Origin of the sequence: Flavobacterium litorale (assembly GCF_019613795.1) — a bacterium.
GTDB lineage: Bacteria > Bacteroidota > Bacteroidia > Flavobacteriales > Flavobacteriaceae > Flavobacterium > Flavobacterium litorale.
Genome location: NZ_CP080429.1, coordinates 1,662,501 through 1,684,802, shown reverse-complemented (window position 1 = coordinate 1,684,802; position 22,302 = coordinate 1,662,501). Strand labels below are relative to the sequence as shown.

Genomic DNA, 22,302 nt, shown 5'->3' with positions numbered 1-22,302 from the left:
ATACTGTTAGTACTATACGCATAGCTAATTGCAATTATTGCAATACCCCGTAACCCAACCTGTAGTGTTTTGCTGTTTATAGCCTTGCGGTAGGTTTACAATAACAGGTTGTGGTAAACATTCTACTTTTTGGCACGAAACGCAACGGAAATGAAAATGCTCGTGGTCGTGCTTATCCTCTTCGCAATCCAAACAAAGTGCAAAGTAATACTTTCCTTCATCCGAAAGGATACGATGTGTAATACCATCTTCACAAAAGCTATTCAGTACACGGTATATGGTAACCCTGTCCATTTTTCCTGCTACTTTGGCTTCTATCATTTCTTGGCTCAATGCCGTTCCAGATGATTTTAATACCTCTATTACCGCCTTTTTGGCAGGTGTCGATCTTCGCTTCATTTTATTTAATGCAATTATGTTGCAATAATACTAATTTTATATACATTTGTCAAACAATACAATTACTTAAATACTTTTAAAACAAATGAGCATGAAAGATAATCATTTTGAAATAATAATAATTGGCGGTAGCTACGCAGGACTATCGGCAGCAATGGCACTAGGGCGTGCATCACGCAAGGTATTAATTATAGATAGTGGAAAACCTTGCAATAGGCAAACGCCACACTCACACAATTTTTTAACGCAAGATGGCGAAACGCCTGCCGCTATTGCTGCAAAAGCAAAAGAACAAGTATTGCAATACCCCACAATACAGTTTGTAAATGATACAGCTACTGATGCCAAACCCAATAAAAACAGTTTTACAATTACTACCAAAAGTAATATTGAATATAAAGCTAAAAAAATAGTATTTGCAACAGGAGTTTATGATGTTATGCCTAACATTAATGGTTTTGCAGCCTGCTGGGGAATATCGGTTATACATTGCCCGTATTGCCATGGTTACGAGGTAAAGCAACAAAAAACAGCCATACTTGCCAATGGCGATGTTGCCTACCACTATGCCGCTTTACTGCAACAATGGACAAAGAACCTCACTATTTTAACCAATGGGGAGGCTGAATTTAATGATGAACAACTAACTAAATTAAAACAGAATAATATTCCGATTATAGAAACTAAAGTAAAAGAGTTGGTACACAAAAAGGGCAAATTAGAATGTGTTGTATTTGAGAATGGAACACAACATGATTTCCCTGTAATTTACGCCCGTACTGCCTTTAAACAACATTGCGATATTACAGAGCAATTAGATTTGGTAAACCAAGATGGTTATATTACCATAGACGAAATGCAACGCACAAATTTAAAAGGTGTTTACGCCGTTGGCGATTGTACTACACCCATGCGCGCAGTAGCTCTTGCAGTAGCTGCGGGGATGCGTGCGGGTGCTGCCCTTAACAACGATATGGCTATGGAAGAATTTTAAATTAGAATAATTGTATTTTATGTAATATTGCTACATGGAATACAACGTTTATACGCCATGTAAAGAGCTTGCCAAACAAATAAAGCTTTACTGGACTCTTGAAAGTAAAGATACTGATGCTTTGCATGAGCGCGAACGCGTTTTTCCTGATGGCTGTATTGAACTTATTTTCAATTATGGTGACAGGTTCAGAAAATACGATACCGAAAACACATTCCATATACAGCCATCCAGTTTTATACATGGGCAGTTAAAAACTTATTTTGAATTACAGGCTACTGGCAAAGTCGGCATCTTTAGTGTTCGCTTTCATCCAGCAGGATTACAGCCTTTTATAAGTTTTAATGTAGATAGTTTTACCAACACTACTTTAACTGTTAACGAGGTTTGGGGACAAGATGGAGAAACATTAGCAACTAAAGTGCTAAATTGTTGTACACACGAAGAGCGAATTAAAACTTTAGAAAATTTCCTTATAAACAAAAAACAACTTCTAAAAATTAATACCAGCCCTGTAGAGTATTGTGTTAACAAAATAATAGATACCATAGGGGCTGTAAGTACAGAAAGCCTATCTGTAGAGCTAAATATTAGTAAAAGACAACTGGAAAGACGTTTTATAGCTACTGTAGGCATTTCGCCAAAACTTTTAGCACGTATAGTACGATTTCAGCATATATTACAGCTAATAGAAAGTGAAACTTTTAAAAGTTTTACAACCGTAGCTTATGAGGGCGGATTTTACGATCAGGCGCATTTTATTAAGGATTTTAAAGATTTTACAGGATTAAATCCAAAACAATACTTCTCTGAAAATCTAGAAATGGTAAAATATTTTAGTTTTGATGAATAATGCCGTTTTTTTACAATTTTGTGATGATTTCGTTGTACATCTTTGCATTGTAAAAATATTTAATCATGAAAAAAAGAATGCTTTTGTGCACAGCTATATTATGTAGCGTTATAGCGTGTAAAAACAAGGATATACGTGGTTTGGTTGCAACTGCCAAAACAAAAACATACAAACAAATAAATAAAGCAAATTGGCTTCTTGGCAATTGGGGCAATACCTCTCCGAAAGGTACTTTAACAGAGAATTGGGAGAAAATAAATGACTCTGTTTATAACGGGCAAAGTTTTTTTGTAATTGAAAAAGATACTGTTTTTAGTGAGCGTATAATACTCAAAGAAACAAGTGGTAAACTGGCATATATAGTAAACGTAGCGGGGCAAAACGGTGAAAGGCCTGTTTGGTTTGAAATGACAGCTATAGATGATAATAAAATTGTTTTTGAAAATAGCAAACACGATTTTCCAACTAAAATTGTATACAATAATATTGGTAATGATTCGCTAGTAGCAGAAATATCAGGAATGAAAAAAGGGAAACCTGCTTCGCAAAAATTTGCTATGATACGTATTAAATAGTTTTATATCTTGGTACCGTAAAGCAGCATTATGACTATTGAAGATAAAACATTCGAAAAGATAAACTATAGTATTGAAAGCCTAGAAAGAGCGGAACACGATAACTGTACTTTTACAGATTGCAATTTTACAGGGGTTGATATGAGCAATATGGCATTCTCAGAATGTACGTTTACTAATTGCAACTTTAGCATGGTTAAAGCCGTACATACCGCGTTAAGAGATATTAATTTTGAGAACTGTAAAATGCTAGGCTTTGACTTTACAAAGTGCCATACGTTTTTACTATCTTTTACTTTTAATAACTGTAATTTAGACCTTGCTGCTTTTAACGGACTAAAACTTAAAGGGACCAGATTTACAAATTGTAGTTTGTGCGAGGCTGATTTTACAGATACCGATGTTACCAATGCTATTTTTAATGATAGTAACCTAAAAAGGGCAGTGTTCCATAACACTATACTGGAAAAAGCGGATTTACGTACCGCTACCGCCTATAGTATAGACCCTGACGTAAACCGAATTAAAAAAGCAAAATTCTCTCTGCCTGCTGTTACAGGCTTATTGGATAAATACAACATCGATATACGTTAAGCTACCTGCGTGCTTTAAAGTAATCTTCAAAATAAGTACAGCTCAACATTAAATCATCATAATAATCCCTATTTTCACTTTCTAGTTTATCGTAATACGGATTGGGGGTAGTATGAAATTTACCCGTATAATCAGATGATATATGGTTATCGTCATTTCTATGTTGGTAGTTGTACCAATTACGCTCACACCTGCCTGCCATACGTAAGCAAAGGGCTTTAAACTTATCTGTTTTTGCATTGTTATAGGCAAGCTTGTAATAATGCTTTGCCAAATTACACCCGTAGTATTCCGCTTCATCCTCAATAACCGTTTCGTTTTTTACACTACTCCAACCATAACGGCGCATCATCCAAGCGTTACCATACCACGTCATGTTATAATAGCAGTTGGCTACTAAAAAATAATAGTAATCCCTATCCTTCTCTTTAACATCTTCCGCTTTTGCCAAATAGTTAATCAACTGTTTTGTAACAGTATATTTATTAGCCTGTATAGTATCGCGTACGGGTATAAATTCAGGGGTATATTTCAAATCGTAAAACGGATTCTCATCAAAAACATTTCCTTCGCTATCTGTTCGTTCCCAAAGCGAATAATTTTTTATCCAATAAGGCTCTCCAAGCATTTCGAAAGCTGAAATGGCTGATTCTAATTTGTTTTGTCGTATGTACTTTGTTCCCAACAAATCGTACATTCTAGTTTTTTCTTCATTAAGCGTTGCATAGTACCAGTTATTAAAGGTGTTAGATGGCTGCTTGCCATTTACAACATCAATAACTTTTTTAAGCTGCTCTGGTGTATACATTGCATCAACATAACTAAACCATTCGCTATAATAATCGTAATATACAGCTCCTGCACGTTTTTTAGATTTCCAGAAAGCATACGAATTGTAAGACGAAGCATCGGTAGTTTCGCCAATTTTTGAATATAAAAAAGCGGCATCAGTAGTGTTACCTTTATACTCCAACTCGCGCCCCATAGCAAACAAAAAATGAGCATCAGCAGCGTTTTCTAAAAGTATTGGTTTTATGGCATCTTTTACTATGGCACTACCATAAGGTTGTACTGCTGTAATGGCTAGTGCTTTTATTTTGACCAACTGTTTTAAATGGCGTGGCAGAATATTGGGCAATTGCTCTAAAGCCTGTATGGTAGCTAAACAACTAGTATATTTTTGAGTAATAAACTCCAATTGTGCTTTTGCCATTTGCCAAAACTGCGGATTATGTACTTTTTTAAGGTTAGCTTTGGCAACAAAATGTAATAGTTTTTGAGCATATGCTCTATCAGATGCTACTCTACTTAATACTACTTCGGCAGATTCATCATACGAATCATCATACCCACTAACCGATGGTGTAAATAACGAATAGTATGGTGTGTATACCCAATCTTCTATTTTGTTTACTTCTCTTAATAATAAAAAATCCAACCCTTCACTAGCAGGCTCATTGGCATACAAGGCTTTAATTTGCTGTAAGGCTTTATCAGGTCGGCGTATGCCTGCAAGCAAATACACATTGGCTTTCTCCTCCTCAGTTGTAGCAAACTTTACAATGTTTTGTATTGGCATTTTATGGTTAAAGTACGTATAAACCGCAAATCGTTTATCGGGTGCATGTTTAAACACTTGTGCCGCGTAATAGGATGCCAAAGCCTCATCGGGTTCGGCAAGTGTTCTAAAATACAAGCTCCAATAGTATACAATATCTTTATTGGTGGAGTTAGCAAAATAAGTATTGTAAAGCTGGATTATTTTACCCGTATCGCCATGGTAAAAAGCCAAACGAATTGCTAAAAATACGTAACGCTTTTTTATGGTTTGGCTATTCGTTTTTTCGGCTTTAGCCAATGCCAATTTTATGAATTTATTTCTAATAGGCACTTCGGCGCGTTCGTTACGCTCCCATGGGTCGCTATAAAACGTATTTACTACCTCGCACTCTTTGGCAAACTTTAGGTAATTAATTGCTTCAACATCATTGGTAGCATACAAATAATGTATCATTTCGTTATCCGATGTACTATTAAAGTCGTTAGGATTAATAACATACACAGCATTCCGAATACTCATTATACTAACCTTGCCTTTGCAGTAGTTGTACCAAGCAGCATCGTTTGGGTTTACGTGTTCAGCATCAAATATATCTTTATCCTCAAACCAATGCGACGAATAATCGAATTCCGAATACGTTGTATAGCCGTAGTATGCTGGATTGAAAAAGCAAAAGCGGAGGTCTTCGCCAAACGGATAAAACCCACAGGCATTAGCGGTAAAGGTACTAGTTAGTAAAACCAGTATAAAAATCCTGAAGTTCTTCATGGCTATAGGTGCTTAATTGTTGTTCGTCGAGGTGAAAAAGGCTAACAGTAATTGTTCTGTCGAGTGCTATGTGCCTTTTAATTTTTTTAATTGCTTTTTTTAGGGTTTCGGTACTTATTTCTTCCACCTTTACTTTATTGCCCTTTCGGAGATAAAAATTGTTTATTACGGTATCTCGGGTTACGTTATACCATAATGGTTTTTCGGGCGAGAGTACCGATTTAACGGCTTTGGTATTGGTATAGAGTACTTTTGTAAATTGATTGTTTTGGTATACTTGCAACCACGAGTAAACGGGCAATGCAATATCCAGATGTAACGGATAAGCATCATCGGTATCGAGATAGGCTGAAAACTCATCAATATCTAAAATCGAATTTCGGTTATGGTCTTTTAAAGGGTTAATTAGGTTGTAACACATAAGCATGGCTTTATTTACGGGTGGTACGCCCATTTTATCGGGGTACTTGTACGGGTATAAACGTAGTGTGCAACTTATTTTTTTGCCCGATAGTGCTTTTATTTTCTCTAAAAAGTAAAAGTAATTATCTTTTGTAGTGGGTGTCCAATCGCAATCCATTTGGTATTCTTTCGGTTTTTTTAAGGAAGAAAACCGATAATCACTAGCGTATTTATCTATCAAAAAATTAACATTATCCGCTAGCGTATCCAAACTTCCTCTGGTGCAATTTTTAAATACTTCGTTACGGAGGTATACGGTAGGTACTAAATCTAAATTTTCGACATCGTACATGCTATACGATGTTTTTGCTACAGGTACATTACCCATTACTGCGTTTTTTTCGACTTCAAAAAACTTTACGTAGAGTTTTTGCACTTCTAACTCTGTTAAAAGCTCTTGTTCACTCTCGCTTTCCTGCCATCCCTCATTGCTTTTCCAATAATAAAAAGCACGTTCTACGTTTTCTGCTTTATGCGAACAGGATAAAAGAATAACAGTCGAGAACAGCAACAGCAAAAGTTTTTTCATATAATAATAGTGATAATTTTGTATACCAATAGTTGAGGATAGTAAAATTATGCTATTTTTCAGTACTTTTTAACCAAAACAGCCTACTTTTTGTAAAAAGCAGGCTGTTTTTATACAATAATGAACTAAAAACCTATTTTTTTGGAATGTTTGCCAATATCGCTAAAGTAAACTTCCAGTATTTTTGTGCAGATGATATACTGGCGCGTTCGTCGGGGCTATGCGCTCCTTTTATAGTTGGTCCGAATGATATCATGTCCATATCAGGGTAATGCGTACCTAGTAAACCACACTCCAAACCAGCATGGCAAGCTACTACATCTGGAGCTGTACCGTTTTGTTTTTCGTAAATTTCTTTAAGTACTTCTAATATTTCAGAATTTACGTTAGGCGTCCAACCCGGGTAACTGCCCGATAGCGTAACCTCGCACCCAATAAGCTCAAATGTAGCACGCAGTGCATTGGCTAAATCAAATTTTGATGTTTCTACTGATGAACGGGTTAGGCAAGCAACCTTTATGTTACCGTCTTTTACTATAACACGGGCAATGTTGTTGGATGTTTCTACCAAGTCCTCCATATCGGGGCTCATGCGGTACACACCATTATGTGCTGCATACAGTGCTCGGGTTAAACCCTCTTGCACGCCAAGCTCCATAACTTTAGCAGGTAAATCGGTTTTTTCAATAATTACCTCCAAGTTAGGATCAATCGTTTTATACTCTGCTTTAATATCGTTTACAATTTGCTGCATATCAAAAACAAAAGCCTCATCGAATATTTGTGAGATGATAACTTTTGCAACGCTCTCACGCGGAATAGCATTACGAAGGCTACCACCGTTAATTTCGGCAATTTGCAGCCCAAAGTTCTCAAAGCTATCAAACAATAAACGGTTCATTACCTTGTTAGCATTGGCTAAACCTTTATTAATGTCCATACCCGAGTGCCCACCATTAAGCCCTTTTACGGTAATGGTATATCCTACTGCGTTTTCTGGTACATCTTCCTCATTATATTCGCGTGTAGCGGTAACATCTACACCACCTGCACAACCTATATCAATCTCATCGTCTTCCTCTGTATCTAGGTTCAAAAGTATTTCGCCCTCTAGCAATCCACCTTTTAAGCCCATAGCACCCGTCATACCCGTTTCTTCATCTATCGTAAATAGTGCCTCAATAGCTGGGTGTGGTATATCGGTACTTTCTAGTATTGCCATAATAGTGGCAACGCCAAGCCCGTTATCGGCACCTAGTGTTGTGCCTTTGGCACGTACCCAATCGCCATCCACATACATTTCAATACCTTGCGTATCAAAATCAAAATCGGTATCGGCATTTTTTTGGTGCACCATATCAAGGTGGCTCTGCATTACTATCATCTTCCTGTCTTCCATACCTTGCGTAGCAGGCTTTTTAATAATAACATTGCCTACCTCATCAATTACTACAGGTAGGTTTAGCTTTTCGCCAAACTCTTTCATAAAGGCTATTACACGTTCTTCTTTTTTCGACGGGCGTGGTACAGCATTTAAATCTGCAAATTTATTCCAAAGTGCTTTTGGCTCTAGGTTTCTTATTGCTTCGTTCATTTATAGTATTTTAGTGTTTGTTATGCTAGTGTATAGTTTGGGTATAACTATTTGGATACAAAAATACTACTTATATTTACAATCACTATTGATTTACTAAATGAAGAAAAAGAAAATACTAACGTTGTTTTTTGTACTGCAAATTATAATTGTAAACCTACTATCGTTATTCCCAAATTTTGTCGAAAAACACTATAGTAACGGGCTTTACCCTTACATTGCAGCTACCTCCAGAAGTATTTTTGGTATTTTTAATTTCTCTGTAGGCGATGTTATTTATGGCATTGTAATTATACTATTGTTACGTTGGTTTTGGCGCAAACGGAAAACGTGGCGCAGGCAATGGAAAATTAATTTGCTAACAATAGGCAGTGCGCTATCGGTATTTTATTTTCTATTCTATTTTTTATGGGCTGTTAATTACCACAGAGTGCCCTTGAACGAGAAAATGGGTATTGAAAAAAAATATACACCCGAAGAACTTATAGCATTTACTAAAAGACTAATTAGTAAAACCAACGCTTTACACCTGCAAATAACGCATAACGATAGTATAAAGGTTACCAATCCGTATAGTGTTGATGAGATTTACGCATTAGCACCTAACGGATACGATAGTATAGCAGCGCAATTTCCTTATTTTGAATTCAAACGAGAAAGCCTAAAATCGTCTTTAATTAGTACACCATTATCCTACATGGGCTTTGGGGGCTATTTAAACCCTTTTACTAACGAGGCACAAGTAAACTATAATTTACCACTTTATAATTTGCCTACTACGACGTGCCACGAAATGTCGCACCAATTGGGTTATGCTTCCGAAAGTGAGGCTAATTTTATTGGATACATGACTTCGATTACTAATGATGATGTTTATTTTCAGTATTCTGGGTACTCATTTGCGCTAAAATATTGCCTCCGTAATATTAAAGATATTGATGAGGCAACGATGGAAAATTTACTCCCACTTATTAATAAAGGTATACTATTAAACTATGAGGAAAGCGACCAGTTTAGGGATAAGTATGAGTCGTTTATAGAAACCATTTTTAAATACTTTTACGATAATTACCTAAAACTAAACCACCAAAAAGACGGGTTAAAAACCTATAGTAAGTTTGTGGGTTTGTTGGTAAATTATTACGCTGATAAAGATTTATAAAAAAGAGTTGTAACATTTTTCAACTTTAGTACACCTATACAACATGGATTCAGTAATGGAGAAATCTTTTGTGCAACAACTTCAGGAAAATCAGAACCTGATACACAAAATTTGTAGGCTCTACACAGATAGTGAAGATGCTCATAAAGACCTTTTCCAAGAAATTACCATACAACTCTGGAAAGCATACCCAAAGTTTAGGGGCGACTCTAAATTTACTACTTGGGCATACCGCGTAGGGCTTAATACTGCTATTACATTATACCGAAAAAAGAGCCGTAGCATAAATACAATAGAGTTTAACAATACGATACACAAAATAAACCAAGAGGATTATGACTATGAGGAGGAGGAGCATTTAAAACTACTGTACCAAGCGGTACACCAACTAAACGATATTGATAAAGCTTTGGTATTTATGTACCTAGAGGATAAAGACTATAGCGAAATTGCTGAAACACTAGGTATAAGCGAAGTAAATGCCAGAGTAAAAATGAATAGAATAAAAGGAAAATTGAAAAAAATACTAAATCCGTAATAACACTATGGAACCATTAGATAAACTAAAAAAAGACTGGAAGAAAAGCGGGGATAGGTACCCCAAGTTTTCTGAAAAGGAGATTTATGCCATGGTGCATAAACGCTCTTCTTCCATCGTAAAGTGGATATTAATTATAAGTGTTCTGGAGTTTATATTCTGGATAGCACTGTCGTTTTTAATGAAAGACGGTGAGAGTCAGAAACGGATGAACGACCTGCAACTTGACTACGTTACTATACCCATGACGGTAATTAGCTACGGTATAATAATTTACTTTGTTGTTATATTTTATACTAATTATAAAAAAATAAACGCTACCGACAACGCAAGGACACTTATGTCGAGTATATTAAAAACCAGAAAAGCAGTATCAAATTACATTATTATTAACTTGGCTTACATCATAATAAGTTCTTTATTAATAGTTGTTTTATTTTTTTACTACGATCCAAATCTTATAAATGCATTACATAAATACGAAGAAGAAGGAAACGCACTAGAGTTTTATCTAATATACTTTACTGGAACAATTTTATTATTAGGAGTTATCATATTAGGAATATGGTTATTCTATAAATTAATTTACGGAATACTGTTGAAACGATTAAAAAGAAATTACGAGGAATTAAAGAAATTAGATTTTTAGAAAATACAATTATGATACAAAAAATAATTACAGGATTTATACTGTTTATAGTAACAGCCTGCTTTGCACAAGAAACAGAGAATAGCCTACTATGGAAAATATCGGGTAATGGCATTACACAACCATCGTACCTGTACGGCACCATACACATAACCTGCGATGCTACTTTAAATGAAAACGTACTTAAAGCGCTAGACGATACCACACAACTTTACTTAGAGCTGGATATGGACGACCCATCGTTACAAGCTGAGATGATGAAAACAATGATGATGAAAGATGGTACTAAAATGAGTACCCTTGCTAGCGCAGAAGATTTTGAGATTGTAAATAAATTTTTACAAGAAACGCTCGGAATGTCTGCAAAAATGATGGATCAGTTTAAACCCTCCATGGTTAATATGATGCTATTACCAAAAATGATTGATTGCCCAATGCAGTCTGTAGAAGGTGAACTGATGAAAGTTACTAGTGAGCAGAACGAAGAGGTATATGGGTTGGAAACCGTTAAAGCACAAATGGAAGCCTTAGATGCAATACCCTACGACGAACAAATGGAAGAGCTAGTAAAAACAGCTAAGGATAACATGGCTGCCGATAAAAAGAAATTCAAGAAAATGATGGCTATTTATGATAGCAAAGATTTAAATGCTATTATGGAATTTATGAAGGCAGAAGAAAACAAAATGTATGGCGACCACAGCGAGGCATTACTCGATAACCGTAATAAAAGCTGGATTGCTACAATAGAAAAAGTTGCCAAAACCACACCAACCTTTTTTGGCGTAGGTGCTGCACACTTACCTGGCAATAATGGTGTTATAAAATTATTGCAACAGCAAGGATATAAGGTAGAAGCTGTAAAATAATTTTTACAAAACCCACCACTTTTTGCCTAAAAAAAGTAACTTCGTGCCATTGTTAATACCATTTAAGCACTTTCATGAAGTTTATTATTACAGCCATCCTACTCTTTTTTACCTTTGGTTTATTTGCTCAAAACGAAACTGTTAAAGATACTGTTCAGGAAATAAGGGAGGAACTGGATGAAGTTGTAATTGGTAAAAAGAAAAAAGCGGTAGAACGAAAAGCGGATAGAACCATTTTTAACTTTTCAGACCAAGCCTATTTAAACTCAGGGTCTTTAATGGAGGGGCTTAAAAAGTTACCTGGACTTATAATTTCTGATGTAGCTGGAATGCTATACCAAGGTAAGCAACTACAGGTATTTATGGACGGACGCCCATTAAATATCTATTCTGATGAGCTTAATGCTTACTTGGAAGGATTGCCCGCCAATGCTATCGAAAAAGTAGAAATTATAACAAACCCTGGTGCCGAATTTCAGGCCACGTCTGGCGGAGCTATTATTAATATAATAACCTCCAAAAAAGCAAAAAAATACCTAAGCGCCACCTATTCTAACGGATATAGGTATACCAATTACGACAAATCTAGAAATCGATTTAATAATAGCCTTACACTAAGTGCCGCAAACAGATTATTTAGTTGGCAAGTACAAGGAGGGCAAAGCTATACCGAAAGTTACCGAGAAAGTAAATTTGTTAGTCCTGACGAAATACTCTCAGAAAATTATTCTGATAGAACCAATCGTTTTTATTACTTACAAACAGGGTTAAAGTTTGATTTTGGAAAAGACCGACTTTTAATCAACTACGATATCAATACCAATAACAATAGTACCGATGTAGATGCTATAGGTGCTGGCTTTGTGGCAAGCGATGCGAGTAAATCTGAAAGTTTTTACCACGATGTAATGCTTACCTACCAAAAACGCTTTGAAGACCCTTTTAAAAAATTAAATTTCCGATTTAATTTTAATGATAATGATAGTAATTTTAATTTGGACTCTAAAATTAACGATACTACTGTTTTAGATAATGACAGCGATCAAAATTTTTATTTGTTTACAACGGATTATTCACAACAAATAGATTTTTTAGATAACACAAAAATTAGTGCTGGAGGATTAGCAGACCATTTGGATTTTAACGCAACAAGCTTTGACATAGAAAACCTAGATTATACAAGGACTACTTTAGCCGCTTATACTGAAGTACAGACTATGTATAAAAAATTTGAAGTAATACTGGGTGGGCGTTTAGAATCGTATGATATTAAAGGAAATACGGATACCGATGATTTAATTCCTTTTAATCAGACACGCTTTTTCCCAAACGCAACAGTTCAATACAAATTAACATCACAAATTTTCTTTAAAGCCAACTACAACAAAAAAATAAACCTACCCAACACGGCATCTTTAAATCCGAATAACACGCGCTATCAAAACCCAAATCTGGGCTTTTTTGGTGACCCAAACCTAGAACCCACTATTTTTGACAATTACGAAATACAATTTAATGCTTTCGAATATTTTTTTATAGGATACTCCGTAACCGAAGCTAGCAATCAAATTATAAACCGAGTTATTAGTACCGAGAATGGTGCAGCTAGTATTTCTGAAAATTTGCCCGAAGTTACCATTCGTAACTTTAATTTTGGTATCCCCCTACCCTATATGCTATTTACAAAAGGGCTTAAAAAAACCTTAGAGTTCGATTTTAACCCTGATGAAATTAACTTTATGTACATATATGCTGGAAGCCAAAAACACGTAATACCAGGTATTAATACAAAGAGTATTTGGAGTGTTAACCTAATGTCGCAACTTATTTTACCCAAAAAAGTAAAATTTGTAGCCAACTACAATACATCCAACACAGGGGGTAACTTTTATTATTACAGATCGGAAAGACCACTTAACCAACATTTGGACTTGACCTTTTCCAGAAAATTTTTATCTGATAATCTATCTGTTTCTATATATGCAAACGATGTTTTTAATACCAACAGGCAACAATTTACAATTGTAGATACTGATTTTACGTATACGAGTAGTTACGATTCCAGAAGGATTGGTATTTCATTAAGCTATAAAATACCCACTAAAAACAAATTAGCAAAAGAAGAAGCAAACATGCTAAACGATACTATGAAGCAAGAAGATAATAAAATTGGCAATTAAAAAAGCGAGGCGTTTGCCTCGCTTTTACTTTAAACTAAACAGCTAAAATTAATACCTACTAATTTTTTACCACTTTAGTAGATGTAATATTTCCATCTGTAGTTTCAACAGATAGTATATATATACCTTTTGAAATTGAACCAATATCAATTGTATAATTATTATTGGTACTACTTGGTTTTGTTTGTAGTATTAATTTACCATCTACTGAATATAGGCTTACTTTACTTGGCGCAACATCGTTTGATATTGTTATAGTAAGCTGATTTTGTGTAGGATTAGGATATACTTTAAAACCACTCTCAGCATCATCCAATATTTGTGGAGTAGTGTCTGTTTCGTTTCCTAAATTATTTGAGTTGCCTGGTCGTAATGCAAAACTACCTGTACAACCCTCAATATAAAATCTATCTTTTGTACCTTCTAGTGCTTCAAAACCAGTTTCAAGTACAACTTCTGTACCTGCATGATAAATAGCCGAGCCTGTTCCTGTAATAGCATTGCTTGCGTATATACATATTTCAGCTTCTTGTTCATCAATCATACCAGTACCAACAGGTAAAGTTATATCAGGACAATCAGGACAACATGGTCCATCACAGATACTATCAATATAAACTGAATTAAATCCAAGCCCCTTAGCATCATCTATAACAATAAATTGAAGATTAACTCCTTGAGGATAGGTAGCAGTAGTAGTATCAATTTCAAAAGTAACACATTGCCAGCCACTATATAGTAAGTCGTTAGATGTAGTACCTGTACTTTGTAGTTCACTATCGTTTGGGTCTACCGTTAAGCAGAATCCATCAATTGAGTTTCCATTTGCTCCATCAACCAAATTTACAATGAATCTAGGTAGCTCATTATTAGGTAAGCCAATAGGGTTTGTTGCAACGAGTGAATATTTAAAACTTATTACAGGATTTGTTACTTCAAAGGCAAAATTCATCGAAGTAACACTCTTATCACCTAAGCCTGTTGTATTATCGTTTAACTTTATAGCTTTAGCGCCATCTGCCACTCTAGGCACAGCAACAGAGGGCTGCTGAGCAAAAAGATCTGGGTCGTTACCTCCCGAAATAGTCGCATCATTATCTACAATAGTAACTTTATCAGAAAAATTATTGACCCCTGTTATGCTGGCTATAGGAATGTCGGTATCCGTAGAAACATCATAATTACAAGTGGTAGTACTTAAATTTGATTTTTCAGTAAAGTTAAATTGGGGAGTTAGCCCTATCTCAAAACTACCTATAGCACATAATCGTGTCTGTTCTTGAGCAGAAATAGCACTTGTAACAAGTAACAGATTGTATAGTATAATTTGTTTTATATATTTTCTCATTTTACTCTCTATTTAGTAATTCCTGAAGCTGAGCCTTCATAGCTTCCATTTCTTTTTCTTGTGCTATAAGGTGTAGTGTAAGCTCCTCAATTTTTTCTTGTTGTAATTTTACTATATTACCAAGTTCAAGCCCTTCTTCTTCTACTTGTTTTGCAGATGGCATATTAGGTAAATGTCCGTTATCAGCTATGTATTCCTCTACTTCGTTAAGTGGCATAAGGTAATAATCGTCAGTAAAAACGTAATCTGCCCAAGTAGCCTGCGTTCTTATCCTTACTTCTTCTGCTAATATTCCGCCACGTACAAAAAGTCTGTAATCATCATAGTTTACCAATGTATTAGCAGGAAAATCACCAAAACCTGGATCTGTAGTTCCTTCAAAACCTATACCTACTCGTTGTGCGTTGAATTTTAACTCTGAATTTGTGGTTGTACTTTCGAAAACACCATAAACCAATGGACTAGTAGTACTAGAATTAGCTATATATAATTTATGATTTCCTGTTTCGTATCGTCCTGCTTGATGTCCAATAACAACATTAAGGTCACCTAAACCAGAGGTACCATCTCCTCTTCCAGACCAATAACCAAGACAAACATTTCTGCTTCCAATAGAATTTTCACCAGCTCTTGCACCCAAATACGTATTTGAGAACCCTGTAGCTGATTTACCTGTTAAGTGACCTAAATAGGAATTTCCAGTAGCAGTAGTATTTGCCTGTCCTGCTGATGCACCAATAAAAACATTATAATCAGTGGTAGAATTGATTCCTGCTTGATTTCCTAAAAAAACATTATATGCCCCCGTTTGGTTAGATTTACCTGCATTTGAGCCTGCATACAAGTTACTGTGACCTATAGTATTAGCTTCTCCTGATAGATTTCCTAAGAAAACATTATGTTTTCCTTGCAAAACGTCAACCCCTGAACCCGTTCCGCCAGTATTGCTGGTCCCAGATCTGTATCCTACAAATACATTAGACTGCCCCTCTGTATTGTTATTATCTCCTGCTTCAACACCTAAAAAAACATTGTTAGTACCATTAATACCAGGAGTTGGCGAAGTAGCTGCGTAATTGGTTTGAGCAAAACTTCCTATTGATGTTAATAAGATTGCTGTTCCTAAAAAAAGTTTTGTTTTCATAATTGTATAATTTAAAAATTGGTTACTTATTGTTTGTTTCCAATAAATTTATATACACAATTATACAACTAGCAAAAAATGACTTTTATTCGTTGAAATTCAAATAATTACGATGAAAGCATTCTATAAAAAAATAAGGTACTTATATGAGTACCTTATTTTTTTATACGCTATTTAAGTTGTAATTAATAATCCCATTGGCGTTTTTTATTGAGTTCTTCTTGTGCCTCGAGTACCTCTGTGGGGATTACTTTTAAAAAGGAAGGATGCTGCTCTATAGCATACTCCACCTTTTCGACTATAGACTCTATACTTTCGTTTTCGTAGTCAATTTCTAGTGGCTCTTTTACAATAAATGATTGTAGTATTCCTTTCTTTTTCATTCGTAACCCTTTTTTATCAAACGAACGACGAAAACCATCTATAACAATGGGTACTACTATAGGTTTATGTTGCTTTATTATGTGCGCGGTTCCTTTTCGGATGGGTTTAAAAGGCTTGGTTGTACCTTGCGGAAATGTTATTACCCAACCATCTTCTAGGGCTACTTTTATGTTTTCGGTATCGTTAGGGTTTACATCGCGCTGTACTTCTTTACCCTTTGCCCGCCAAGTACGCTCTACTGTTATAGCACCTGCATAGGCTAATATTCTAGGCAATAAGCCCGATTTCATAGTCTCCTTAGCAGCTACATAATATATATTGAGTTTTGGTTGCCAAAGGTAACCTACGTTTTTTATAGAGTCGCCACGCCCTTTTAAACTGGCATTAAAAACATGAAACATGGCAACAACATCGGCAAAATAGGTTTGGTGGTTGGATATAAAGAGTACATTTCTATCAGGTAACGCTCGTATAATTTCGGAACCTTCTATATGCAACTCATTAAACCCCCTATAACGCCTATGTGTAATGATACCAAAAGTGCGTATTAGCCATTTTTTAAGGAAGAGTATATGTCCGAAAGGATTTCTTTTAAATAACCCCATTTATAGTATTAAATTAACAGGCAAATTTACAAAAACTCCTACTTTATAGCACGTTTTTTATAGTTTCTTTAAGCTCACTCATAATCATGGCAGTAGCTCCCCAAACAAAATGTTGCTGTACTTTAAAGCCTGGTACGTTAATATTTGTGGCGTACGACGTTGTCATGGTTTTATTTACTACTATAGCATCATCCAAAAAAACATCTAAAGGCAATGCTATAATTTCGGCAACTTCTGTAGCATCGGGTACAAAATTAGGAGTGTTTGGGGCTAACCCTAAATACGGGTGTACTATAAAATTGCTTGGGGGTATATAAATTTCTGAAAAAGGCATTATTACATCTACTTCAGACGGTGATACGCCAACTTCTTCACAAGTTTCCCTAAGTGCAGTAGCTTTTAAGTCGTTATCCTTTGGCTCTACTTTACCTCCTGGAAAAGAAATTTGAGCCGAATGAACTCCTGGATATGTATTCCGTTTTATTAATGTAAGATGGGTGTTACCATCTTGTGGATAGAGCAGCATCATTACGGCTGATTCTTTAGGATTTTTGGTTTTGTAATAGTCTGAAGATTGAGAGACAAGCCTACCTTTTGGAGCCATTTTACTGTGTGCTGCAACTGCGGGTAATTGTTCTTTTTGTATTTTTGGTATGTATTTTAAAAAATCGGTAAACTGCATGAATTATAAATTACTGATTAAAGATACTCTAATTTAGAATAATAAAAATAGGTTATGTTTAGTAAGGCTGAAGCGCAAGCGATGAAAAAAGATTTTTGGACTACGTTTGCCAATACATACTCCAGAAAGTGGCTATTATACAATACTAAAATTAAAGATGTTACTTTTAAATTTTACGTTGATAATAAAAAAGCAATGGTTTTGCTGGATATTGAACCTAAAGAGGAGCACAAACGAAAAATTTATTTTGAAAAGATAGTATCGTTACAGCAACTTTTATTGGACGATTTTTTACCTGATGCTGTTTTAGAGGAAAATTATTATCTTGAAAATGGTAAGGTAATAAGCCGTGTGTGGGTAGAAAAAACAGGGATTAGTTTGTACAACCAGAAATCGTGGGCTAGCATTTTCGAGTTTTTCTATGAGAAAATGGATGCTTTTGAACGCTTTTTTTACGAGTACGAAGATTATATAAGAGGCCTTGAGATTAATACATAAAAAAATCCATTTCGGTATGAAATGGATTTTTTTATGTACTTTATTATTCTTTTATTCTTATCTAACCATAGAAAAGTGTCCTCTAAACTCTCTACCATCTTCTCTTACAGCTACAAACCAGTAATCTGTAGAGGGTAAAGCTGCACCTTGTAATGTGCCATCCCAACCATCGCTTGTAGAGCTTAATGTTGTTATGTGTTTGCCATAACGGTCGTAAATACTCACTTCAAAATTAGGTTCGGTAATAGCATGTTTTATGTACCATTTTTCGTTTACCCCGTCTCCGTTAGGTGTAAAGTATTTAGGGTAATACATTAATACTACTTCTTGTTTATCTTTTCCACAACCTGATGCATCTCTAACAAATACATCATAAACACCTGCTGGTAGGTTTTCAAACACATTGCTCTCTTGATAATTTGCTCCATCTACAGAGTATTCGTAGGTACCATTTCCGTCTACATAAACCGTTATTGTATTACTATCTTCAGTCCAGTCTGCTGTTTCAATTTTTACAATTTCAGGTTTTTCAGATGCTTTTACCTCTATTTCAGTAAAACCATCACACATTTCAGTACCGTAAGCTTTCTCTACGATTACAGAGTATGTACCTGGCTCTGTTACAAAAATACTTCTTGTAGTTTCCCCGTTAGACCAAAGGTAACTACTATAACCAGCATCTGCAGTTAACATAAGTTCAATATCATCACATACTGTACCTGTAGTTACAATTCTTGGCTCTTGGTAATCACCCACAAATAACTTAAATGATGTAGTACTGTAACAAAGGTCAATTTCGTTATGTATTAATCGTACATATATTGTTTGCCCATTAGTTAAGTTAGTATAATATTCTGGTAGTGCGTTTACAGCATTATCAGCATCTTCTTGTGTTAAGTGATATGTAATTGTGTACATAGCACTATATAATGGCCCTAAAATTTGTTCGTTTTGAGCAGTTAAATGGAACTCGCTTATTCTTAGTCCGCCTGGCTCGCCACACACCAGCATATCTGTAGGTTGTACTGCCTCTGCAATAGAAGGTAGCTCTTGGAAGTTTAACCATTGTGTAATAATATTTCCACAATCGTCTTCTACACTAAATACATATATTGCAGGCTCCAAATTTTTAAAAATATTACTATCCCCATTATCTATAGTAAATGGTTCACCGTCCTTTTTAATAATTTTATATGTTAAGTTATATCCAACGGCTTCAATATATACATCATTTGGTTCTCCAACACATGCTAAGGTAAATGCACTACCTACAGAGAATTCATCGTTGTATTCAAACTGTCCTAACTCACTAATACAAATTGTATTTTCTGAGCTACCACTACTATAGGTTTCGAATTTTTTAATCATCCTAAAAGTACCTTCAAACTTAAGATTGTTTCTTCGTTTATCGTTTCTAAATTTTATCCCTGTTTCATCATTAGGAATACTACCTTCTGTATACACTACACCCGTACGTGGGTGTACCCAATTTCCTGTTTCTTCATCCAACTTTTGTAACCAATAATTTGCTCCCTCAATACCGTTACTCTCATCAGTAACTTTAACTGAAAACGAACCACAGTTAGGAGTAAATTCAAAACTATTTTCTGATGGTGGATTGTATCCTTCTATCTCCACAACCATATCGTGCATAATTCCACAAATATCTGTAGCTTGAAAGGTGTAGTTACCTTCTGGTAGGTTACCCATGTAAAATCTGCCCGAAGCAATGTTAAAACTAGCATTATAAGGTAATGACTGGTTTAATGCTGCTGGTGCATTTGTAATTATAACCTCAGTTAGATGACCATTACGGCTTCTTAACAATACAGAGCCGAAACCTGCCTCACATGATGGTAATGTTGATTCTGTAAAATTTCTTTCTACAAAAGGTGGTACTTCTATAGTTTCTTCACGAAAGAAACCACACTCGTCTGTAAATTGAATTGTATAAAACCCAATTGGTAAATCATTTAATACTAAAGTACCAACACTATTTATATTAGAAGTTACATCTTGCGGTAAAGCATTCTCATAAGTATCAGGAGCTGCCATTATTATAGCACTAACCAAATTAGTATCAGTTACATTCAGTCTGATTCTACCAAATTCTGAAAAACAACCATTGTTTCGTGCAGCTATATTTGGTGAAGGAATTTCTAATTCTATCATAATCGACTTTGTGGCAACACGCCCACATTCATCAGTAATTTGTACTACGTAATTTCCGAAAGGAACTGGGTTTGATGCACTACCAAACTCAATATGTCCGTTAGTAAAACTACTGTTAACGTTAGCGTTGTACGATACAGGATCAAAATCTTCAGGAACACTTAAAAATTGAAGCGTAAATGAGTTATAAAATCTACCTACATCAACAACCAAATACTTATCTGCACAAGGAGCATCTGATGTAGTTAATGAAAGTGCTAAAGATGGATCTACAACATTATCATTACTCTCAAATACTTCATTACAATTATCAGTAACTTCAATATCATAATTATAAGAATTTTGTATATAACGTGGCATTACAGCAGAAATTTCTAACTGATCCTCAGGACCATTGGTATACGTTTGGTTAATAACCATCTCATTACCATCAATATCTAGAGTGTTTAATCTGTAATGTACTGATAATGGATAACCAATAGTACCTGACGAGGCATTAATAACGTGATTAACTACAATAGAATCGCAGATTGTTACAGGATCGTCAGAATATGAAGGTTCTGATATAGTAAGTTCCGAAGCCTCAATACTTAAAATATAAGTACGCACCACACCAACACCGCAATTGTTAAAGGCTCTAACGTTATAAGTTCCCGATGGCAATCCAGAAAAGACATTAGATATCTGTAAAGGTCTTACCTCAGTACCCGATATAATTTCATAGCTAGAAGCAACACCTGAAGTTACATTAACAGCAATATCACCACCCCCTGAGCAATTTTGTTCCGAAGATGAAACTGAAAAATCAAATGGAATAATATTCTCGTTAATAACAACCTGCTGCTGCTGAGAATTAGAAAATTCTCCTAAGGCCTGTATTACCTCTACTTTATAACTACCTGCTGATAAACCTCCTAAATAATTATCTACAGAAATAGAGATAGGGGACGAAACATTGGGTAATAAATACACCTTATATATTACCTCAGAACCAGGAGTTAAATTGGTAGTTGTAAAAGTTAAACTACCATTGCTCAAACAAGTTTCATCAGTAGCAGTAACTTGTAAACCAAAATCAGCTAATTGACCTCTTGTTACAGAAGAACAAAATAAAAATACGATTAATAAAAACTTAAATACTTTCATAATACATCCAATTAATTTTAGAGTTGTTTAATTACTTATAACTAATAAAAACAATTAAACTTTTCTAATTATTCATATACAAATATACGAAAAATAACATCTAAAATACTGATTAACAGATAGTTACATGTGTATTTCGTCGATTATATATGCATTATTTAAATTATGAATAATTTAGATATTACATTAAATACTGATTAACAGTGAGTTAATAATACTATGTATAAATATAATTAACCTTTAAATTGTTAAGAAAATTAAGATATTTTAATAAAAGGAGTAAATTTTAACATTTTGATTACGATAATCTGCAAAAAAAGAAGATTAACGGTAAATATGATAAATAAGTAAAAAGATAAAGAGTAAAAAATAGATGAAATAAAAGCATGTTTTGATAATACTTTTATTAATTATTCAATTATTGAACCCTAACAGATAATATTCGGGTAATGTATAAGAATATATATATTAAAATAAAATAAGTCATCGAATCAGATTGGATTTTTTAAACAAGGTAATTTATATGAATTAATGCCAATAAGATCCAAAACTATTACATACTATTTTACATAGTAACCATACAAACAAAAAAACCC

19 protein-coding genes are annotated in these 22,302 nt (G+C 34.8%); 10 read left to right on the top strand and 9 right to left on the bottom strand.

The features are described from left to right. Window positions 1–24 precede the first annotated feature (24 nt). Complete coding sequence (locus K1I41_RS07645; RefSeq protein ID WP_220639778.1) at window positions 25–399, bottom strand: Fur family transcriptional regulator; 375 nt, start codon at window positions 397–399, stop codon at window positions 25–27. 91 nt (window positions 400–490) lie between these two features. Here K1I41_RS07645 and K1I41_RS07640 point away from each other — a divergent pair, with 91 nt between their 5' ends. From K1I41_RS07640 to K1I41_RS07625, 4 genes are all read left to right on the top strand, one after another. Next, entirely contained in the window at window positions 491–1,393 is a 903-nt protein-coding gene (locus K1I41_RS07640) for an NAD(P)/FAD-dependent oxidoreductase (RefSeq protein ID WP_220639777.1), read from the top strand. A 34-nt stretch (window positions 1,394–1,427) separates the two neighbouring features. Next, window positions 1,428–2,246 carry an AraC family transcriptional regulator gene (locus tag K1I41_RS07635; protein WP_220639776.1) on the top strand — a complete coding sequence of 273 codons (819 nt, stop codon included), beginning with the start codon at window positions 1,428–1,430 and terminating at the stop codon, window positions 2,244–2,246. Window positions 2,247–2,311: 65 nt separating this feature from the next. Continuing rightward, a complete protein-coding gene (locus tag K1I41_RS07630) occupies window positions 2,312–2,821 on the top strand; it encodes a DUF6265 family protein (RefSeq protein WP_220639775.1) in 510 nt (169 codons plus the stop codon). 30 nt (window positions 2,822–2,851) lie between these two features. Further along, window positions 2,852–3,415 (top strand): pentapeptide repeat-containing protein, encoded by a 564-nt coding sequence (locus tag K1I41_RS07625; protein WP_220639774.1) that lies wholly within the window; start codon window positions 2,852–2,854, stop codon window positions 3,413–3,415. Window position 3,416: 1 nt separating this feature from the next. Here the strand turns inward: K1I41_RS07625 and K1I41_RS07620 are convergent, their stop codons facing one another. The 3 genes from K1I41_RS07620 to K1I41_RS07610 form a co-directional block, all read right to left on the bottom strand. Further along, complete coding sequence (locus tag K1I41_RS07620; protein WP_220639773.1) at window positions 3,417–5,744, bottom strand: hypothetical protein; 2,328 nt, start codon at window positions 5,742–5,744, stop codon at window positions 3,417–3,419. After that, complete coding sequence (locus tag K1I41_RS07615) at window positions 5,704–6,735, bottom strand: hypothetical protein (protein WP_220639772.1); 1,032 nt, start codon at window positions 6,733–6,735, stop codon at window positions 5,704–5,706. Before K1I41_RS07615 ends, K1I41_RS07620 begins: the two co-directional genes overlap by 41 nt. Window positions 6,736–6,868: 133 nt before the next feature. Continuing rightward, on the bottom strand, window positions 6,869–8,329 hold the full coding sequence (locus tag K1I41_RS07610) for an aminoacyl-histidine dipeptidase (protein ID WP_220639771.1): 1,461 nt from the start codon (window positions 8,327–8,329) through the stop codon (window positions 6,869–6,871). 100 nt (window positions 8,330–8,429) lie between these two features. On the opposite strand from K1I41_RS07610, the gene K1I41_RS07605 reads away from it, so the two are divergent. From K1I41_RS07605 to K1I41_RS07585, 5 genes are all read left to right on the top strand, one after another. Then, window positions 8,430–9,491 carry a DUF3810 domain-containing protein gene (locus K1I41_RS07605; protein ID WP_220639770.1) on the top strand — a complete coding sequence of 354 codons (1,062 nt, stop codon included), beginning with the start codon at window positions 8,430–8,432 and terminating at the stop codon, window positions 9,489–9,491. A gap of 43 nt (window positions 9,492–9,534) precedes the next feature. Continuing rightward, window positions 9,535–10,029, top strand: coding sequence for an RNA polymerase sigma factor (locus K1I41_RS07600; protein ID WP_220639769.1), 495 nt, complete (start codon window positions 9,535–9,537; stop codon window positions 10,027–10,029). Window positions 10,030–10,036: 7 nt separating this feature from the next. Then, entirely contained in the window at window positions 10,037–10,678 is a 642-nt protein-coding gene (locus K1I41_RS07595) for a DUF8845 family protein (RefSeq protein ID WP_220639768.1), read from the top strand. A gap of 11 nt (window positions 10,679–10,689) precedes the next feature. Then, a complete protein-coding gene (locus K1I41_RS07590) occupies window positions 10,690–11,547 on the top strand; it encodes a TraB/GumN family protein (protein ID WP_220639767.1) in 858 nt (285 codons plus the stop codon). 74 nt (window positions 11,548–11,621) lie between these two features. Beyond that, the gene (locus K1I41_RS07585; RefSeq protein ID WP_220639766.1) at window positions 11,622–13,727 is read left to right on the top strand and encodes a TonB-dependent receptor domain-containing protein; all 2,106 of its coding nucleotides are present in this window, start codon (window positions 11,622–11,624) and stop codon (window positions 13,725–13,727) included. Between the two features lie 58 nt (window positions 13,728–13,785). On the opposite strand, the gene K1I41_RS07580 is transcribed toward K1I41_RS07585, so the two are convergent. The 4 genes from K1I41_RS07580 to K1I41_RS07565 form a co-directional block, all read right to left on the bottom strand. Beyond that, on the bottom strand, window positions 13,786–15,075 hold the full coding sequence (locus K1I41_RS07580; protein WP_220639765.1) for a T9SS type A sorting domain-containing protein: 1,290 nt from the start codon (window positions 15,073–15,075) through the stop codon (window positions 13,786–13,788). A 1-nt stretch (window position 15,076) separates the two neighbouring features. Then, window positions 15,077–16,219, bottom strand: a complete 1,143-nt coding sequence (locus tag K1I41_RS07575; protein ID WP_220639764.1) for an autotransporter outer membrane beta-barrel domain-containing protein — start codon at window positions 16,217–16,219, stop codon at window positions 15,077–15,079. Window positions 16,220–16,404: 185 nt separating this feature from the next. Then, window positions 16,405–17,208: a lysophospholipid acyltransferase family protein gene (locus K1I41_RS07570; protein WP_220639763.1), complete on the bottom strand. Its 804-nt coding sequence runs from the start codon at window positions 17,206–17,208 to the stop codon at window positions 16,405–16,407. Between the two features lie 43 nt (window positions 17,209–17,251). Then, window positions 17,252–17,890, bottom strand: coding sequence for an NUDIX hydrolase (locus K1I41_RS07565; protein ID WP_220639762.1), 639 nt, complete (start codon window positions 17,888–17,890; stop codon window positions 17,252–17,254). Between the two features lie 54 nt (window positions 17,891–17,944). On the opposite strand from K1I41_RS07565, the gene K1I41_RS07560 reads away from it, so the two are divergent. Next, entirely contained in the window at window positions 17,945–18,388 is a 444-nt protein-coding gene (locus tag K1I41_RS07560) for a DUF4268 domain-containing protein (protein WP_220639761.1), read from the top strand. Window positions 18,389–18,445: 57 nt separating this feature from the next. On the opposite strand, the gene K1I41_RS07555 is transcribed toward K1I41_RS07560, so the two are convergent. Then, window positions 18,446–21,706, bottom strand: a complete 3,261-nt coding sequence (locus K1I41_RS07555) for a T9SS type B sorting domain-containing protein (protein ID WP_220639760.1) — start codon at window positions 21,704–21,706, stop codon at window positions 18,446–18,448. Window positions 21,707–22,302: the final 596 nt, after the last annotated feature.

Bases quoted from the DNA above. Each gene is read 5' to 3' on its own strand.
- K1I41_RS07605 (WP_220639770.1), top strand. From the start codon at position 8,430: ATGAAGAAAAAGAAAATACTAACGTTGTTTTTTGTACTGCAAATTATA.
- K1I41_RS07575 (WP_220639764.1), bottom strand. From the start codon at position 16,219: ATGAAAACAAAACTTTTTTTAGGAACAGCAATCTTATTAACATCAATA.
- K1I41_RS07565 (WP_220639762.1), bottom strand. From the start codon at position 17,890: ATGCAGTTTACCGATTTTTTAAAATACATACCAAAAATACAAAAAGAA.
- K1I41_RS07570 (WP_220639763.1), bottom strand. From the start codon at position 17,208: ATGGGGTTATTTAAAAGAAATCCTTTCGGACATATACTCTTCCTTAAA.
- K1I41_RS07560 (WP_220639761.1), top strand. From the start codon at position 17,945: ATGTTTAGTAAGGCTGAAGCGCAAGCGATGAAAAAAGATTTTTGGACT.
- K1I41_RS07590 (WP_220639767.1), top strand. From the start codon at position 10,690: ATGATACAAAAAATAATTACAGGATTTATACTGTTTATAGTAACAGCC.
- K1I41_RS07620 (WP_220639773.1), bottom strand. From the start codon at position 5,744: ATGAAGAACTTCAGGATTTTTATACTGGTTTTACTAACTAGTACCTTT.
- K1I41_RS07640 (WP_220639777.1), top strand. From the start codon at position 491: ATGAAAGATAATCATTTTGAAATAATAATAATTGGCGGTAGCTACGCA.
- K1I41_RS07630 (WP_220639775.1), top strand. From the start codon at position 2,312: ATGAAAAAAAGAATGCTTTTGTGCACAGCTATATTATGTAGCGTTATA.
- K1I41_RS07635 (WP_220639776.1), top strand. From the start codon at position 1,428: ATGGAATACAACGTTTATACGCCATGTAAAGAGCTTGCCAAACAAATA.
- K1I41_RS07645 (WP_220639778.1), bottom strand. From the start codon at position 399: ATGAAGCGAAGATCGACACCTGCCAAAAAGGCGGTAATAGAGGTATTA.
- K1I41_RS07625 (WP_220639774.1), top strand. From the start codon at position 2,852: ATGACTATTGAAGATAAAACATTCGAAAAGATAAACTATAGTATTGAA.
- K1I41_RS07615 (WP_220639772.1), bottom strand. From the start codon at position 6,735: ATGAAAAAACTTTTGCTGTTGCTGTTCTCGACTGTTATTCTTTTATCC.
- K1I41_RS07585 (WP_220639766.1), top strand. From the start codon at position 11,622: ATGAAGTTTATTATTACAGCCATCCTACTCTTTTTTACCTTTGGTTTA.
- K1I41_RS07600 (WP_220639769.1), top strand. From the start codon at position 9,535: ATGGATTCAGTAATGGAGAAATCTTTTGTGCAACAACTTCAGGAAAAT.
- K1I41_RS07610 (WP_220639771.1), bottom strand. From the start codon at position 8,329: ATGAACGAAGCAATAAGAAACCTAGAGCCAAAAGCACTTTGGAATAAA.
- K1I41_RS07595 (WP_220639768.1), top strand. From the start codon at position 10,037: ATGGAACCATTAGATAAACTAAAAAAAGACTGGAAGAAAAGCGGGGAT.
- K1I41_RS07555 (WP_220639760.1), bottom strand. From the start codon at position 21,706: ATGAAAGTATTTAAGTTTTTATTAATCGTATTTTTATTTTGTTCTTCT.
- K1I41_RS07580 (WP_220639765.1), bottom strand. From the start codon at position 15,075: ATGAGAAAATATATAAAACAAATTATACTATACAATCTGTTACTTGTT.